The organism is Rahnella sp. BCC 1045 (genome assembly GCF_019049615.1).
GTDB classification, from domain to species: Bacteria; Pseudomonadota; Gammaproteobacteria; order Enterobacterales; family Enterobacteriaceae; genus Rahnella; species Rahnella contaminans.
The window spans coordinates 14888-32397 of the sequence record NZ_JAFMOZ010000105.1 but is presented as its reverse complement, the minus strand read 5'-3'; the positions used below and the strand labels follow the sequence as shown (position 1 = coordinate 32397).

The following is a 17510-nucleotide window of genomic DNA, read 5'->3' as shown; positions in this document are numbered from 1 at the left end:
AGCCGGGAGTAACGGCTACCTTCATTGTTATTGTTGTTCTTCTTGAGACGACGCTTTTCATTTCTGACCCAGACGTTTAGCAGCATGACGACGCAACACGACGAACAGGCTCAGGCCAATCAGCAGTGAAACCAGTGTGGCAATCAGCGAGAGGATCACAATATGTGTGCTGGCGTACCAGAGCACCATCATGTACCACGGCATCTGTCCGGTCGGGAATTGCTGGCCGACGGAGAAGCTGCGGATGCCATTTTCATCGGTAATAATCGCCAGATCGCCACGCACGTTGGCGTTGATTTTCGGCGATTTCAGGTCGTTATGAATTTTCAGCAGTTGCTGATCGTCCGTGCCCGTTGCGACGACCACGACGTGATCGTTTGACCAGCGTGAGCGGTAGCTGACGAAGCCGCGCCATGCGCCGGTTGAGGACAGATAACGGTCAGCATCCACCGGCTGGCGGTACCAGTCGCCGGTGAGCCAGGCCACGATGCGCTGAACCTGCGTCGGCGTTTTCACGCCCATCGAACCGGCATTCACGCTGAACGGCGAATCGGCCAGTAACTGCTGGTTGAACGGCGTATCGCCCAGCGTGGTGACGGCCAGAATATCGCGGTCAAACAACGCGTTATTTCTTTCATCGCCTTTCAGGCCAAAGGCGACCTGCACGTGATTCACCGGTACACCCGTGGCTTTCCCGGCGCGTGCGGCCAGATTCAGCAACGTATGGATTTCACCGGCAGAAGGCACTTCCGGCAGCAACATCAGCGTGTCGGTGAAGTCAGCCAGTTTGGAGTACGGATAAGACGCACCGACGAAATACGACAGGTTCGGCAACTGTGCGAAATGGTAGCTTCCGCTCAGGTCGATGAAGGATTTCGGATCGATACGGCTCTTGATGTTGTCGCTGGTCAGAATGCTGCACGGCGCATCTTTTTTCGGCCTGATGTCGAAATAGAATTGCAGCTGGTTATCGCCGTAAATCAGGTATGGCGCGAGTTGCAGGGTATAACGTTCCTGACGACTGTCACCGCCCAGACGACGCCAGATATTTTCCACCAGACCGACTTTGTTCACCGTCAGGCTGCGCAGGAAGTTGCTGTTGATGGACACATTGAGGCGGGAGCTGTCTTCATCAATCCAGTTTTCCGTCGGGAAACGGTAATCGATGCGCACTGGAATGTTGTGGCCATCCCACATGAACAAGTCTGGCGCGGCGCGGAAGGCGACCTGAATGCCATCGTGGTAAATCCCGTTGGAAATCAGGGAGTCCGGATCTTTACCCGCAAGTTCGCCCAGCGTGACCGGGCGCGAGGTATCAATCCAGCGCGGTGCGTCATACGGTTTGCTCGACGGAATAGTTTGCTGCGTGACATCCAGACGTTCGGCATTGTTCGGCATACCGCCGCTGATCAGGCGGTATGCGGCCTGACGCAGTTCGTTATCGTCATTGCCCAGTACCAGCAGCAGTTTGTAAACCGGGTTAATCGGGTTATCGATAATCTGAATCGATGCGCCGTTGCTGGCTGGCAACGTCAGTGAACCGATTTTATCGCCTGGCTTACCAAACAGAATGCCGTTCTGGTCCGGTAAATCGTTCAGGATGACCGGGAAATCGACGCTGCGATAATCGGACAACATGCCGAGATAAGAAGAGACCATCGCCGCTGCGCTGACATCGCCGGGTTTCATCGCCGCAGAGAAACCCATCGTAATTTTCGATTCCTGCATTTGCAGGCCATCAAAGAACGGACGCGGGAAGTTACCCAGATTGCGGCCAATATTCAGCTGCTGACCTTCCAGACCAATGCTGGTGGTCGGCAAAATTGTGACCCAATATTTGTCTGACTGATCTTTCTCGCAGGTCATGGTGTTGCTGTCATGCACGCGGAAGCTCAGGTTGTTGTTGGACACCACCATCGCCGACGGAATATCCAGATCGTAAACATCGCCGCCGTTGCTGCTTTGATTGAGCGGCAGATTGCCCAGAGGCTGACCGTTAAGCATCAGTTCCAGCGTAGTATCGCGGGCAATCAGTGCCGGGGAAATTTTCAGTGCCAGCGACAGGTGGGCGTTGGTGACCACTTCATCGGCAGGCAGCGTAAAGATAATCCCGGACTGTAACTGGCCGCCGCTGAGGGTCAGGCCGTTGGTCTGCCCCATTTCAGCCACGGTGATAGTGCTGGTCACCGGCTGAACCAGCGGAATGACCGGCGCAGGGGCTGCCGACGGATCGGCGTCGGGCGCGGTGCTGCTGGTATTCAACGGCGTTGTATCGGTCTGAGGTGCGTCGCCCGCCGGAGCTGCCGTGGTTGGTGCTGCGCTGGCCGGTGCGCTTTCATCCGGCATCGGCGTGACGGGCGGCAACCATGATGGCGCAGCGGGAAGGCTGGTCGCCGGATCCACGGCTGGCGCCGCGGCGTCTTCAGCATGAGTAAACGGCAGGCTGCTGAAGGTCAGCAATACACCTGCGGAGATTTTCCTGAGCAGGGACGCGCCCGGCACAGCAGATAAACGGCGTTTTACGGTCTGTTTACTTGGTCGATTCATGCTGCTTCACTCTTGCTGGTGGCGTCAGCGGGTTTATTTTTGGCACGGCGCTCTTTCCAGGTGTTGTAGAACAGCTCAAACACGCAACGGATAATGCTGACCAGAGATTTGAACGGGTTGTCCGGCGGATACTCTTCGCCAATCCAGGCGTCAGCTCGGCATAACACAACGCGCACCAGCTCGCGGCGTTTCGACAGCGGCAGGTTTTCAAATTGCAGACGCAGGCGTTCTTTATTGCCGCTGATTTGCGTCACCGGGAAACTCTCTGCACCGGAAGAAAGCTGAATTTCAACTTCTTCAATTTCTTCGTCGATGTAACGCACATCCGGCGTTACCAGCTGCACGCCGCCCATCGACATATCAATCGTGGTGGTGCGCAGTGAAATCCCATTGGCGTAATGAATGATGGCCGGAATAGCGACATCAATACGGATGGTTTTACGCACCTGACGGGTTTCTTTCGCCACGGCAATCGCCGCCAGCAAAATCAGCACGCTGAAGCTCCCCCATGCGACGTTCAGGGCAATAACGTTCGGATCGATGGCAAAGTAGTCATGGAAAATCGCCCGCACTACGCCGTAACCGATGCCGATAATCATCAGAATCGCGACAATCAGGTGCGGTTTGACAATGTTGAAGTCGAAGAAGCCGACGTCCAGCAGGCCGCCTTTGTCGGTCACGTTAAATTTCCCGCGTTTTGGCGCGAACATCGTGACCAGCGTTGGCAGGATCAGGTGGAAAGCCATGACGGTTTCGTAGATTTCACCCCAGAACGTATAGCGGAACCGGCCATTCATGCGGGAGTTGATGTACAGCGACATCACCAGATGCGGCAGCGCGTACGCAAAAATCAGGCTGGCTGACGAGGAAATGATGTTCAGGTTAAACAGCAGGAACGCCAGCGGTGCGGTCAGGAACACCACGCGCGGCAGGCCAAACTGGAAGTGCAGCATGGCGTTCAGATAACACAGGCGTTGCTGCCATTTCAGGCCACGGCCCAGTAGCGGGTTATCGACGCGGAAAATCTGCGTCATGCCACGCGCCCAGCGGGTACGCTGAATGACGTGCAGACCAAGACGTTCTGTCGCCAGACCGGCGGCCAGCGGAATATCCAGAAACGCGGTATTCCAGCCACGGCGCTGCATTTTCAGCGCGGAGTGCGCATCTTCTGTTACGGTTTCAACGGCAAAACCGCCGACTTCTTCAAGCGCCACGCGGCGGATAACCGCACACGAACCGCAGAAAAAGGTGGCATTCCAGTTATCGTTACCTTGCTGAACCGGGCCGTAGAACAGCGCGCCTTCATTTGGCATGGTGCGGCCAGCGGAAAGGTTACGTTCGAACGGATCCGGCGAGTAGAAATAGTGAGGCGTCTGGATCAGCGCCAGTCGCGGGTCTTTCAGAAAACTGCCCACGGTCGCCTGCAAAAACGCGCGTGTCGCGACGTGGTCGCAGTCAAACACACAAATCAGCTCACCTTTGGTGAGTTTCATCGCATGGTTCAGGTTACCGGCTTTGGCGTGGGAATTGTCGTTACGGGTGATATAACCCACGCCCGCATCGGCGGAGAACACGGCGAATTCATCGCGTTTACCGTCATCAAGCACGTATATTTTGATTTTGTCTTTCGGATAATCGATACATTGCGCGGCCAGAACGGTATCACGCACCACATCCAGACTTTCGTTATAAGACGGAATATAAACGTCAACGGTTGGCCACAGGGTGGTGTCATCCGGCAATGGTTCGATGGTACGTTTCAGCGGCCACGTGGTTTGCAGGTAGCCCAGCAATAAAATAATCCAGACATACAGTTCGGCGAGGAATAACCCGATCCCTAAGATGGCTTCTATCGTTGAATTAAAATGCAGCGTCTCTGTCGCGCGCCAGTAAATATAACGCGTCGACATAATAACGGACATGATGACCATGACCACGCTGATACGGCGGCTCTTGCTGATACCGAGCAGGAATAACAGCCCGATGCTGATCAGACCAAAAATGTACTGTTTCTGGCTGTCCATAGGGGTGATGATGATCACTGCTGCCACCGGCAGCAGCAGAAGCACAAGTAAGGAAAACAGGAATTTATTCATCGCTTTGGGGTCGCTGTTAACAGTGATAGTTAATAACTGCCAGATTTAGGCGCGGCGTGTAATTCACCATCACCGACTTTAATCCCTAAAATAGCGGCGACTTTTTTGCTGATCAGTTCAATATCAAATGCCGAAGCCGATACCGGACTAAAATCAATAATAGAGCGCTGCGAGGCATTTGCCTCTGGCACACATTCATCCCTGTGGATCGTGCCTAATAATCTTTCGTTCAGACGTTGTTCAAAAAATTGCGTCACGTCGCGGCTTAATGTCCGGCGAGTGTCACTTTGGTTAACGACGTAATATTCACCTTTCTTATTATTTAAAGGCGTGCCAATTAATTTATTTTTTTCCATTAATGGCAATAAAGATAATGACGCGGTATCCGCTAACATCACCACAATATGTAAATCCGCAAGCGCCTGAACGGCTTTTAACGCCGGGCTCGGGCCCGGAGGAAAATCGGCGACAATAATTAAACCCGGATAATTCAGTACGGTATTTAATCCCCGCTGTAAGAAATGCGGATCGCTGGCTAACTGGTGTTCGAATTCCAGACGCTGATCTTCCGTCACTTCTCCGTAAGGTAAAACAAAGGTATTTGAACCCGCTTTGAGAATAAACTGGCTCCAGTCGGATTCATTGCCTGAACCGGCGACAAAGCCGCGGGTATCGGAAATAGGCACGCCAAAGTGAAGGCGAAGGGCATTCTGCACATCAAAATCGATGACCAGAACTTTGCTGCCACTGCGGGCAAGCGAATAGGCCAGGTTGGAGGCCACCGTGGTTTTTCCCACCCCACCTTTCGGTGAACAAACGCAAACTAACGGCATGAGGCAATCATCTCTAACAGGGGTTGAAGCGGTGTGTCGCGATGTAAATAGGCGCTGACAGGCTGCGGAGCCCGCTGTTTAAACATTTGTTTAAAGCGCTGGTTAGCATCAGCAGACGCCGGGGACGCGGGTGCAACAGGCGCCGTGCTGGTTGTGTACGGGCTGGCCGGTGCCGGTTGATACGCCGGTGCTGCAGGCTGTACGGGCTGGCTGCGAACCGGGGCGGCTTGCTGAACCGGGGCCGGCTGAACATGCGCGGGCCGCACAGGTGCTTCAGGCATCACTTTACGCAGTGAATCGAGCAGACTTCCGCCGTTGTCAGGAATAACTGACTGGGCGTGGAACGTCGGCGCGGTGTGAACTGGTTGATGTTTTCCGGGCTGCGCGGCCTGCACGGGAGCAGGCTTTGGCGGCACCGGAGGCAGCGTTTCACGCAAGGCATCGAGCAATCCAAAACCCGCCACGGGCGGAGGGACTTCCGATGACAACGGTGCGGCCTGATTTTGCTGCACGGGCTGTGCGGCCGCGGCTTGTGGCAACGGTTGCTGAGGCTGATTCACCGGGGGTTGCGTGAACGAAGGTTCGCTCATGGGCTGCGACGCAGCGAGTGAAAACTCATCGGCAGAAATAGACTGAGGCGTAGGTTGTGTCGTGCGGCCATTGTCGAGCGGTCCGGCTGGATTTTCGCTGGCTGACACTTGTTTAATCAACGTCCATTGGTTCATAGAACCGGTAATGGATTCACCCGTTGATTTTTCGTTAAGCTCTTTATAATCAAGCTTTTCCAACTTCGTTTTATCCATAAAACGTTTAATGTCGTCATATTTATTCATAAATCCCGCCCGCTAGGATTATATATATCGGTGTTTTCTGGACGTCAAAACGGACCTTAAAAGGCCGCTAACAAAGCATAAGAAAAGTTTAATTTTGTTTAAGTTTTTAGTGGGAATAAGACTCTTCTTAATATATCAGCTCTTTTACAGCATAGAGCACTTTTTACAAAAAATAGGATTATCACGCATAAATAACAATGCCCCTATAACTGCCTGTTACAGAAAGATTTAGATATTAATTATCTGTGTTTTTGCGTTAAAGCAGAGGAATGCGTTGCTCGTATTGAAATCGGTAGCACACAAACAACATTAGTGAAGTTGATGTTAGGATCTTCTTACGTTGCTAAGTATTCAATTACGACCCGTAATGTATGTTTTTCGTCAGTGAAATACCCTTGTGAATAATGAGTGTAGATGCTTACGGTCAAACGTGTTGTTTTTTATAGCCAAAACATTGTGTTTCACCTCGAAATAACCGGTTATGAGGTATACTGCGCAGAAGTACCGTTCCTGTTAGTGTATGCGGGGCAAATCAGCCCGGCAGTTGATGGAGAAATAAGTTGCGGGTCAGGCGTTCATTAACGATTAAACAGATGGCGGCGGTATCCAGTATTGCTGCAGTCACCATTTGTATTTTTATCGTCATCCAGTTGTTTCACTTTGTGCAACAGCGGAGGGACGATTACGCCCAGCAACTTGAAAATATTGCACATTCTGTCCGCGAACCGCTGTCGCAGGCGGTGCTCGATGTCGATCTGGAAGAAACGCAGGACATTCTCAATACCCTGCAACCGGTCGGGATTCTGAGCCGTGCCGACGTCGTGATGCCTAATCAGATTGCTGCATTGCACACGCATTTCCCGCCGGGCAGACCGGTGCCGCAGTGGGTTACCCGCGGTTTCAATCTGCCCGTCACCATTTCTGTTCCCCTTTATTCTGCGGCTGCCAGCCCTAAAGCCCCCAAGCCGCTGGCGTATCTGGTTCTTCAGGCGGATTCGTACCGCATGTATCAGTTTATCGTCAGCGCGCTGTCGACCATGCTGACAACCTATCTCCTGCTGTCACTGATCCTCACCATCTCGGTGAGCTGGGTGGTGAACCGCCTGATCGTCAAACCGCTGCGCACCATTGCCAGAGAGCTGGAATCGCTGCCGGAAAGTGAAGTGCCTTATCACCAGCTGGTGCTGCCGGAGCGCCATGAAGACGATGAAATTGGCATGCTGGTGCGCAGTTATAACCGTAATCAGCAGCAGCTGGAAAAAGCGCAGCAAAGCATGAATGACGCGCTGCTGCCCGCGGAAGATAGCCTCAATAATGCCGAGCAGTTTATGCTGCGCCTTCAACACCGGCTGCATTCGTCGGAGCCGGAAAAGGGCTTCCACCTGCTACTGATCGGCATTGAAAGCCTGCGTGACGACGGCCATGTCAGCTGCCCGCTGATCTCTTCTATTATGGATGTGCTGCCGGAACACTGTTTGCTGGCGCGTCTGAGCTACAACGAATTTGCGTTGCTGGCGGGCGATGTGCCACGGCCATTTATGGCGATGCGCCTTGCGCGACAAATCATGGAACGCATTAATGCGCCGCAGGAAAGCGATTCCGGGAATATGTCCCTGCATCCGACCGGCAGCATCGGCATTGTTCAGCACACGGGCGAAACGCCGGTGACCGCACAGCAGCTGATGGCGAATGCCCGTGCGGCCAGAGTGTCGGCGTATCAGCAGGGCAAAAACCAGATTCTGTTTTTCGAACCGGAACTCACTGAGAAAATTCAGAAACGCCTGTTGCAGGAAAATGAAATTCTGCACGCGATGGAACAGAACGATTTCACGCTGTTCATCCAGCCGCAGGTCAATATGGAAACCGGCACGGTGTTGGGCGCTGAAGCCCTGTTGCGCAGAAAAATGGCCAACGGCAGTTATGGTCTGGAAAGCGATTTCATCGTGCTGGCCGAAGAAATCGGCGTAATGAGCATGCTGGGTTACAAAATCCTCGAACTGGGCTGCGGCATTCTTGCCGACTGGCAACAGCGCGGCATTACCTTACCGCTCTCGGTGAATTTATCCGGCGTCCAGGTTCAGCAGCGTAATTTCCTGCCGGAACTGCGCAGCCTGCTCAGTCGCTACAAAATTAATCCGGGTCAGCTGGTGCTGGAAATCACCGAAACGGCGCGCATTGATGATTTGGATCGCGCGCTGTTGTTGCTCAGCGAACTCCGCGCCGTGGGCGTCTCGATTGAACTGGATGATTTCGGCCTGGGCTATTCCGGGCTGGAATATCTCAACCGCCTGCGTTCTTTACCTATCGATGTGATCAAAATTGACCGCAGTTTCGTCAGCGTTCTGCCGGAAGACGAAGTGATGGTACACATTGTGGCCTCAATTGGCCGCGCGATGGATATTCAGCTTATTGCAGAAGGCGTTGAAACCGAAGCGCAGCGCCAGTGGCTGCTGAAAGAAAATATCCGGTTCGGGCAGGGCTATTTATTCTCTGCGCCGCTTTCTAAAGAAGAGTTCGAAGAGAAATTCTGTCAGCCCGCATGAATCCGATAAAGGGCAGGAAACCCCTTCCTGTCCGGCCTTTTTTACCCCTCCTTTACTTTTTTTAATTACATTACTTATTGCTGAATGCTTTCCGCTCTGGTTTTTCATGAACCGTTATTGCAGTGCGAAACGAAATATTTCCATCATGTTGTGTGTGTGTTATTTCCCTGCTGCCGCTCATTACCTTTGACCTTACAAAAATAGAAGGCGGCGCAATCACTTCAGGATGGGTATTTATGAAAAAATCACTCTTCAAGAGTCTGTATTTTCAGGTTCTTCTGGCAATCACCCTCGGAATTTTACTGGGACATTTCTACCCCGAACTCGGCGCTCAAATGAAACCATTGGGTGATGGTTTTGTTAAATTAATCAAAATGATCATCGCCCCTGTCATCTTCTGTACGGTGGTGACCGGCATTGCGGGCATGGAAAGCATGAAAGCCGTGGGGCGCACCGGGGCGATCGCGCTGCTCTACTTTGAAATCGTCAGTACGCTGGCGCTGATTATCGGCCTGGTGATTGTGAATATCGTCCAGCCGGGCGCGGGAATGAACGTCGATCCGGCGGCGCTGGATGCCAAGGCGGTCGCGGTTTACGCCGAGCAGGCGCAGAGCCAGGGCATTATTCCGTTCCTGCTGGATGTCATTCCGTCGAGCGTGATCGGCGCATTTGCCAGTGGCAATATCTTGCAGGTGTTGCTGTTTGCCGTGCTGTTCGGCTTCGCGCTGCACCGCATGGGCCACAAGGGCCAGCTGATTTTCAACGTCATCGAAAGCTTCTCACAGGTCATTTTCGGCATCATCAATATGATCATGCGTCTCGCGCCGTTAGGGGCATTCGGGGCGATGGCATTCACGATTGGTAAATATGGCGTCGGTTCTCTGGTGCAGCTCGGTCAGCTGATTCTGTGTTTCTACCTGACCTGTATTCTGTTTGTGGTCGTGGTGCTGGGGCTTATCGCCCGCTTTACCGGCTTCAGCATCTTCAAGTTTGTTAACTACATTAAAGAAGAACTGCTGATCGTGCTGGGTACGTCGTCCTCTGAATCCGCGCTGCCGCGGATGCTGGATAAAATGGAGCGTTTGGGTTGTAAGAAATCAGTGGTGGGGCTGGTTATCCCGACCGGCTACTCGTTTAACCTCGACGGCACCTCGATTTACCTGACCATGGCGGCCGTGTTTATCGCACAGGCGACCAATACCCATATGGATATCTGGCATCAGATCACCCTGATTGTCGTGCTGTTGTTGTCCTCGAAAGGGGCGGCGGGCGTGACCGGCAGTGGTTTTATCGTTCTGGCGGCGACGCTGTCAGCGGTCGGGCATTTACCGGTTGCCGGGCTGGCGCTGATTCTGGGCATTGACCGCTTTATGTCAGAAGCACGTGCGCTGACCAATCTGGTGGGTAACGGCGTGGCAACCATCGTGGTTGCAAAATGGTGTGATCAGCTGGACGAAGGTCAGTTAAAAGCGACGCTGAATGGTCAGAAAGGTCTGACGGAAGCTGAGAAATCGGCGTCAGGTTTCTGAATAATGGTCTCTGAACGGATGAAAATATCGCTAACCGTTCCAAAAAACGCATTTATTTAGGCTCAAAATCCCCTAATAACCACCGGTTACTTGATGTAACCGGTGGATTATCTTCATAATAACTCCCTCAAAGGCCACCTCCGGCGCTTTTTACCAGAATATTTTCACGGGCTGCGCGACATTGCGAAAAACGCGCGGTCTAACGAAGGGCTGTAATTTACGTCCTTAACTTACGCATTCAGTTCCTGTGGGCTCGCCGAACAGCACCGGCAGGACAGCATATTTGAACATTAGATTGTCATTACGTAGGGGTTCACATGCAGGGCACCAAAATCCGTTTACTCGTTGGTGGATTGTTGCTGGCAGCAGCCGCAAGTCATGTGCAAGCTGAAGCATTACAACCTGACCCGGCCTGGCAGCAGGGCAAGTTGGATAATGGATTTACCTGGCAGTTGCTGACCACGCCGCAACGTCCGAGCGATCGTATCGAATTACGCCTGGTGGTACGCACCGGCTCGCTGGCAGAATCTGCCCAGCAGGCGGGCTACGCCCATTTCCTGCCGCGTCTGGCGCTGATGCACAGCGAAGGATTCAGCACGTCTGAGCTGCAATCACTCTGGCAGCAAAGTATCAATCCGCAACGGCCATTGCCGCCCGCGGTCAGTTCCTATGATTTCACGATGTATAACCTGAGCCTGCCGAATAACCGCCCGGAGCTGCTGAAAGATGCGCTGAACTGGCTGGCGAATACGGCGGGTAAAATCTCTGTAACGCCTGCGCTGGTCAGCGCCGCGCGGCAGGAATCGCAGGATCCGGTGGGTTCATTGCCGCAAAATACGCAGGATGCCTGGTGGCGTACCCGTATCGTCGGCTCAACGCTGGTGGGGCATAGCCCGGATCAGCTGCCGACCAAACCGGTCAATATCGAAGCCCTGACGAAGTTTTATCATCAGTGGTATACACCGGACGCCATGACGCTGTTTGTGGTGGGTAATGTCGACAGCCGCGCGCTGGGTGAACAAATCAACCGGACATTCTCGCCGCTGAAAGGCAGCCGTCAGACGCCACAAACGTTGCCGACGCTGTCGGAAGTCACCACCAAATCCATGACCACGATGGACGGCAACCTGACGCAAGATCGTCTCTCATTAATGTGGGATAACGCGTGGCAGCCGATTCAGGATTCACAGGCGCTGGCCGCTTACTGGCGCAGTGATCTGGCCCGCGAAGCGCTGTTCTGGCATCTTCAGGAAGCCCTGAAAAGCGCTTTTGAAAACAAAAAAGACGCCACAACACCGGGCTCTGGCCTTGGTTTTGATTGCAACGTCCAGTATCAGCGTGCGCAGTGCGCCATCCGAATTGAAGCGCCACAGGCTAAGCTGACCGAACTGTTCAAGCGTCTTTCCGAAGAACTTCTGGCCGTGCGTGACAAAGGGATTTCTCAGGCTGAGTTTGATGCGCTGATTGCGCAGAAGAACGATCAGCTGAGCAAACTTTTCGCCACTTACGCGCGTACCGACACCGACGTGCTGATGAGCCAGCGTTTACGCTCGCAGCAAAATGGCGTTGTCGACATCGCGCCTGAGCAATATCAGCAATTGCGTCAGCAGTTCCTTAGTACGCTGACGCTGCCGGTGCTGAATCAGGAGCTGAAACAACAGCTTTCCCGCGAACCTGCCATGCTTATCGCACAACCTAAAGGTGAGCCAGAACTGAATGCGGGTGAACTGCGGGCGGTATATGACAAAGTGATGGCACCGGTGGAGAGCGTTCCGGCAGCGGGTGATGTGCCGGCGGCATCGGCGGCGGCGAGTGCGCAATAAGGGAGAATCCCTTATTTATTCCCGGTTGGGATGGGTGAAAGTTTCGGTTTTTTAAGTGCAGCGCTCACTTAACTCACCGCGCCGAAACCGATAAAGAGAGGAAAGTGCTTTTCCTCTCTTTAATCTCTCCTCGCTTTTTCACTCCGCGCTATCGCTCGCTGGCTATGTTTCAGCAACCGCAGTGACAGGCTGGAAATCTTGCCGCTGCGCGGTACCTTTGCTCGGGTTTCGAGCCATAGGTCTCGAACCTCTCGCGCAGCAAGCTTTCTGAAACGCCCGTACGATCTTAAATTCAAAACCAATATGCTTTTAGAAAGTTAAAAATGGCGTGATCAAAAATCCTGCTGAACGGAGCGGCTTCGAGACCTGCGGCTCGAAGACCGAGAGAAGGAAGTGCGAAGCACCAGGAATTGCGCCACTCGCTTAAGTGACAGAACATGTCCGTCTTGCCTGCGGTAGCGCGCAGTAAAAAGACGTGGGAAATCCAAGAGGGGCCCGTCATGGCCCCTTTTGGGCGGTTTCGGCGCAGCGAGTTAAGTGATCACTGCAATAAAGAAACCGAAATACCCACGGTCAATTTTGGCAGCCCCACTGCAAGTGAAAAATCGTTATACCCGCCCTGGCATAAACTCCACAGGAATGATCGCCCCGCGATGCTGAATCACAGTACTCGCAGTCTCATGCCCGCGCACGGCGGCTTCCACCGCGCTGCCACCGGTTAACCGAACAGCCAGATACCCGGCGCTGAATGAATCACCCGCCGCAGTAGTATCAATCACTTTCTCTTTCGGTAATTTAACCGCCGGAACGTCGTATAGTTCGCCTTCGGCGCTGGATACGATGCAGCTGTCAGCGCCGCGTTTTACCACGACTTCACTGACGCCAAGCGCGTGGGTGCGGGCTATCACTTCGTCGTACGGCTTCTGGCCCCACAGCATATCTTCGTCATCAAGCGTCAGAAATGCGATGTCCGTGCAGGAAAGCATGGCGTTGTAAGCCGCCTGCGTTTGCTCTTTGTTCGCCCATAAGCGCGGACGGTAGTTGTTGTCGAAAATGACTTTTCCGCCGCGTGAACGACACGCTTGCAGCAGTGTCATCAGACGTTTACGGCTTTCATCGTTCAGAATTGCCAGGCTGATCCCGCTCAGATACAGATAATCAAACTCTGCCAGCTTCTGGCAAATCTCTTCGGATTGCGGGCTGTCGAGCCAGTAACGCGCGGCGGCATCGTTGCGCCAGTAGTAGAACGTGCGCTCACCGGTGCTGTCCGTTTCAATCACATACAGGCCAGGTAGTTTGTTTTCCAGACGCTGCGTCAGCGCGGTGTGGACACCTTCCTGCTGCCACGCCTGCAACATCTCATTGCTGAAACTGTCATTGCCGAGCGCTGTCACGTAGTGAACGTTCAGCGCTTCAGGCGAAACCTGGCGGGAAATATAAACAGACGTGTTCAGCGTGTCGCCACCAAAACCACGGTGAAGGGCATCGCCTTTCTGAGACAATTCGATCATGCATTCGCCGATAACGGCAATATTTTTGCTGGTCATTGTACCTGGCCTATGTCTGAAACATTAAAACGAAAGAAAAGACCGTCATTATTGCGCTCTAGTCTCTTCATAAGAATGCGGTCAGTCAAATAAATTAAAACGAGGTTTTATTTTTTTAGGCAGGAAGCGAAAAAATGAAATAAAAGGAGGGTAAAAGTGGAAGCAGCAGAACTTCCACCTGGGCATCACCGTGGGAAGGCTACTGGCTTTCTTTACGCAGTTCGGTCACCGGTCGGCCCCCGATCCCCCAGTTATCGGTATCGACTTCATCAATGACCACAACCGTGGTGGCCGGATTTTTACCCAGCGTATCGGCCAGCAGCTGGGTCACGCCGGCGATAAGTGCCTTTTTTTGTTCGACGGTTGCGCCTTCTCGGGTGATTTTGATATTCACGTAGGGCATTTTTTTCTCCGTATCGGGTAAGCAAAAGGGAAATAACGTGCGGTCAGTTCTCCACTGTAGAAGCGGATGAAAAGAACCGCCAGCCAGCCTTTTTGGTTTTTTATGCGGGCAGAACGGCGAGAAATGCGGAGTGATTAAAGTTTCCCCGCGCAGCGCCGATAGATATCTCTACTAATGAAAGCCAGGAAATCGGGCTACTAATCACCTTGTAGTCACGCAACACATGTTGCCGCATGTCCCCTGATGATCTGATTCTTATTCATGACGGCAGAAAAATATGATAACTAAGATGATGTTAGGGCTGATTACGCCTTCTTTTACCGCTATCGAACGCGTAAAAGCACAGTCTTACTGGCGTCAATGTCAGAGAGTGTACCGTTTTCAGCCGATTTATCGCACTACAGGAAAACTGTTGGGGATTGAATTGCTGACCGGGGTTTTCCACCCTGCGAACCCGCATAAATTCATTTCGCCCGAAGAATATTTTGTCGCGATCGCTGTCGGTAAACGCCTGCAAATCGTTCAGGAACAACTTAACCTGTTGCAGCGCTGGCAAAATCTGTTCATCGATAACGAATTACTGGCGTCAATCAACGTCGATGGTCAGGTGCTGGAAATGTTGCAGTCTGATTCTGCGCTGCAAGCGCAAATCAACGCGATGCCATACGTCCGTTTTGAACTGGTCGAAAGTGCTGAACATGCGCTGAGCATTCCGTTGTCCCAGATTGAACAATCCGACCGGTTATGGCTCGATGACTTTGGTCAGGGCATTGCCAACTTCTCTTCCTTCACCACCTGGCACTACGAATACATCAAAATTGCCCGCGATTTGTTTATTCTGCTGGGTCAGAGCGAAGAAGGCTCGCGCCTGTTTTACACGCTGGTGACGCTGATGAAGCGCTACAGCAAAGGCGTCATTATCGAAGGGGTCGAAACCGCCGCTGAATGGGCGATGGTGCGTAATTCTGATGCGCTGGCCGCTCAGGGCTATTATCTGGCGCGACCCGTTGTTTTCGACCATCTGGATAATCTGCCAATACATTTCAAAGGATAATGAATCACACCTAACTCGCTGAGGCTAAGTCTCAAAATGCCGGGTGAGTTGATGTGGTGTGATGCATTATCATCACGCTGATTTTTAAGGCGTTATCACTGCCCCTCCTTCACGTTTTATCCCTCCTGATGCAGACCGTTTCCGGCAAGCTGTGACGAATTCAACTATGGTTAAACTCTGGGATTCGTTAACTGTTTGAAAGGAACAGCGTTATGACGCGCACAGGTAAAGTGATCTCCTGGGTTGTCGGTGTGATTGTTATTCTGTTGATTGCCATCGTGATTTTCATCGCGATGTTCGACTGGAACCGCCTCAAACCCACGATAAATCAAAAGGTCAGTACTGAGCTCAACCGGCAATTCGCGATCCGCGGTGATTTGGGCGTGGACTGGTCGCGGCAAAAAGATGAAGCGGGCTGGCGGGCGTGGGTTCCCTGGCCTCACATCCATGCGGAAGATATCGTGCTCGGAAACCCTTCCGACGTTCAGACCGGCGAAAAAGACGCGCAGATGGTGAAACTCGCCCGCGTTGATGCCAGCATTGCGCCGCTCGCGCTGCTGCACAAAGAAGTGCTGATACCACGCATCTGGCTGAAACAGCCGGATGCCTCGCTGCTGCGTTTGGATAACGGCAAAAATAACTGGACGTTCAATCTCGCTAACAGCGACACCAAAGACCCTGCGCAGCCGCCATCAGCCTGGTCATTTACTCTCAACGATATCGTGTTTGATCGCGGGCAGATTGACTATAAAGACGCCAAACTCAAAGCCGATTTCCGCGCCGTGATTGATCCGCTGGGTAAACCGCTGCCGTTTACGGAAGTGATCGGCGATAAGAAAGATGCGCCGAAAACCAAAACCCCGCCTTACGTGTTTGGCTGGAAAGTGGACGGGAAATACAACGGCGAATCCCTGTCGGGCAGCGGGAAAATTGGCGGAATGCTGGCGCTGAAAGACCCTGACGCGCTGTTTCCGTTACAGGCGGATGTGCGTTCGGGGAAAACCCGCGTAGCCGTCGCCGGGACATTGCAGGATCCGATGAACCTCGGCGGTCTGGATTTACGCCTGAAATTCTCCGGGCAGACGCTGTCTGATTTGTACGGTCTGACCGGCGTCCTGCTGCCGCAAACGCCGCCGTATTCTACCGACGGCCATTTGTCGGCAACATTGCACGGGAAGAACGGCGCCATTTACCGTTATCAGAACTTTAACGGCGAGATTGGCGACAGCGATATTCACGGCTCGCTGACCTATGAGGCCAGCAAACCAAGGCCAAAACTCACCGGCGACGTGGTGTCCAAACAGCTGCGTTTTGCCGATCTCGCGCCGCTGATCGGGGCTGATTCCAATACGGATAAAGCGAAACGTGGCGAAACGACCCGTCAGCCTTCTGACAAAGTGCTGCCGGTAGAGAAGTTTGATACCAAAAGCTGGCGCGTGATGGACGCGGATGTGAAATTTAGCGCCAAACGTATTGAGCACGGTAAATCGCTGCCGCTGAGCGATTTAAGCACGCACCTGAAACTCACCGACGGCGAAATTCTGCTCGACCCTCTGCGTTTTGGCGTGGCGGGCGGTAATCTCAATTCCACCATCCGGCTGGAGGGCGACAAATCGCCGATGCAGGCGCGTGCGGATATTCATGCGCGTAAGCTGAAACTGAAACAGTTGCTGCCGAGCGTACAGTCGATGGAGCGCAGTCTGGGCGATCTCAATGGCGATGCGACGCTGACCGGCACCGGGAATTCGGTGGCCGCGTTGCTCGGCACCAGCAACGGCGACATGAAAATTCTCATCAACGACGGCGTGATCAGCCGGGGTCTGATGGAACTGGCCGGGCTGAACGTGGGGAACTACGTGGTCAGCAAATTGTTCGGCGATGACGAAGTGGCGATCAACTGCGCCGCCGCCAACGTGAACGTCAAAAACGGGCTTGTAACGCCACGGTTGTTTGTGTTCGATACCGAGAATGCGGTGATCAACATTACCGGTAGCACCAATATGGCGACGGAACGTCTGGATTTGTCGATCAACCCGGAAAGTAAGGGCGTGCGTATTCTGACGCTGCGTTCACCGCTGTATGTCCGCGGCACGTATAAAAATCCGGACGCCGGTGTAAAACCCGGCCCGCTGATCGCCCGTGGCGCTGCTGCCGTCGCGCTCGGCGCGGTCGTCGCCCCGGCCGCTGCGTTGCTCGCACTGATTTCCCCAAGCGACAACGAAGAAAACCAGTGCGGTCCGATATTGCAGCAGATGAAAGAGAAGTGATTGATACGCTCCTCCCGGCGAAAGGGAGGAGCTGA

The 17510-nt window shown here is 53.3% G+C and carries 11 protein-coding genes; 5 read left to right on the top strand and 6 right to left on the bottom strand.

Features of this window, described 5'->3' with window-relative positions; all coding sequences use genetic code 11:
* Nucleotides 1–57 precede the first annotated feature (57 nt).
* The 4 genes from bcsB to J1782_RS05410 are packed head-to-tail and all read right to left on the bottom strand — an operon-like array spanning nucleotide 58 to nucleotide 6309.
* Nucleotides 58–2547 (bottom strand): cellulose biosynthesis cyclic di-GMP-binding regulatory protein BcsB, encoded by a 2490-nt coding sequence (bcsB, locus tag J1782_RS05425; RefSeq protein WP_217152604.1) that lies wholly within the window; start codon nucleotides 2545–2547, stop codon nucleotides 58–60.
* Nucleotides 2544–4643, bottom strand: coding sequence for a UDP-forming cellulose synthase catalytic subunit (bcsA, locus tag J1782_RS05420; protein WP_152323658.1), 2100 nt, complete (start codon nucleotides 4641–4643; stop codon nucleotides 2544–2546). Before bcsA ends, bcsB begins: the two co-directional genes overlap by 4 nt.
* Nucleotides 4644–4672: 29 nt before the next feature.
* Nucleotides 4673–5476, bottom strand: coding sequence for a cellulose biosynthesis protein BcsQ (bcsQ, locus tag J1782_RS05415; RefSeq protein WP_165060797.1), 804 nt, complete (start codon nucleotides 5474–5476; stop codon nucleotides 4673–4675).
* A complete protein-coding gene (locus tag J1782_RS05410) occupies nucleotides 5467–6309 on the bottom strand; it encodes a cellulose biosynthesis protein BcsO (RefSeq protein ID WP_217152603.1) in 843 nt (280 codons plus the stop codon). The genes bcsQ and J1782_RS05410 overlap by 10 nt, the downstream gene beginning before the upstream one ends.
* A gap of 560 nt (nucleotides 6310–6869) precedes the next feature.
* Between J1782_RS05410 and hmsP the strand changes: the two genes are divergently transcribed.
* The 3 genes from hmsP (at nucleotide 6870) to J1782_RS05395 (ending at nucleotide 12204) form a co-directional block, all read left to right on the top strand.
* Nucleotides 6870–8852, top strand: a complete 1983-nt coding sequence (gene hmsP, locus J1782_RS05405; RefSeq protein WP_217152602.1) for a biofilm formation regulator HmsP — start codon at nucleotides 6870–6872, stop codon at nucleotides 8850–8852.
* Between the two features lie 236 nt (nucleotides 8853–9088).
* Nucleotides 9089–10381, top strand: a complete 1293-nt coding sequence (locus J1782_RS05400) for a dicarboxylate/amino acid:cation symporter (protein ID WP_165060806.1) — start codon at nucleotides 9089–9091, stop codon at nucleotides 10379–10381.
* 317 nt (nucleotides 10382–10698) lie between these two features.
* On the top strand, nucleotides 10699–12204 hold the full coding sequence (locus tag J1782_RS05395) for a pitrilysin family protein (protein ID WP_217152601.1): 1506 nt from the start codon (nucleotides 10699–10701) through the stop codon (nucleotides 12202–12204).
* A 608-nt stretch (nucleotides 12205–12812) separates the two neighbouring features.
* Here the strand turns inward: J1782_RS05395 and J1782_RS05390 are convergent.
* Nucleotides 12813–13751 (bottom strand): sugar kinase, encoded by a 939-nt coding sequence (locus J1782_RS05390; RefSeq protein WP_217152600.1) that lies wholly within the window; start codon nucleotides 13749–13751, stop codon nucleotides 12813–12815.
* Nucleotides 13752–13950: 199 nt separating this feature from the next.
* Nucleotides 13951–14154: a 2-hydroxymuconate tautomerase family protein gene (locus J1782_RS05385; RefSeq protein ID WP_208951243.1), complete on the bottom strand. Its 204-nt coding sequence runs from the start codon at nucleotides 14152–14154 to the stop codon at nucleotides 13951–13953.
* 277 nt (nucleotides 14155–14431) lie between these two features.
* Here J1782_RS05385 and pdeH point away from each other — a divergent pair, with 277 nt between their 5' ends.
* Both pdeH and J1782_RS05375 read left to right on the top strand, forming a co-directional pair.
* A complete protein-coding gene (gene pdeH / locus J1782_RS05380) occupies nucleotides 14432–15208 on the top strand; it encodes a cyclic-guanylate-specific phosphodiesterase (protein ID WP_152323650.1) in 777 nt (258 codons plus the stop codon).
* A gap of 212 nt (nucleotides 15209–15420) precedes the next feature.
* Complete coding sequence (locus tag J1782_RS05375; RefSeq protein WP_208951244.1) at nucleotides 15421–17475, top strand: AsmA family protein; 2055 nt, start codon at nucleotides 15421–15423, stop codon at nucleotides 17473–17475.
* Nucleotides 17476–17510 lie beyond the last annotated feature (35 nt).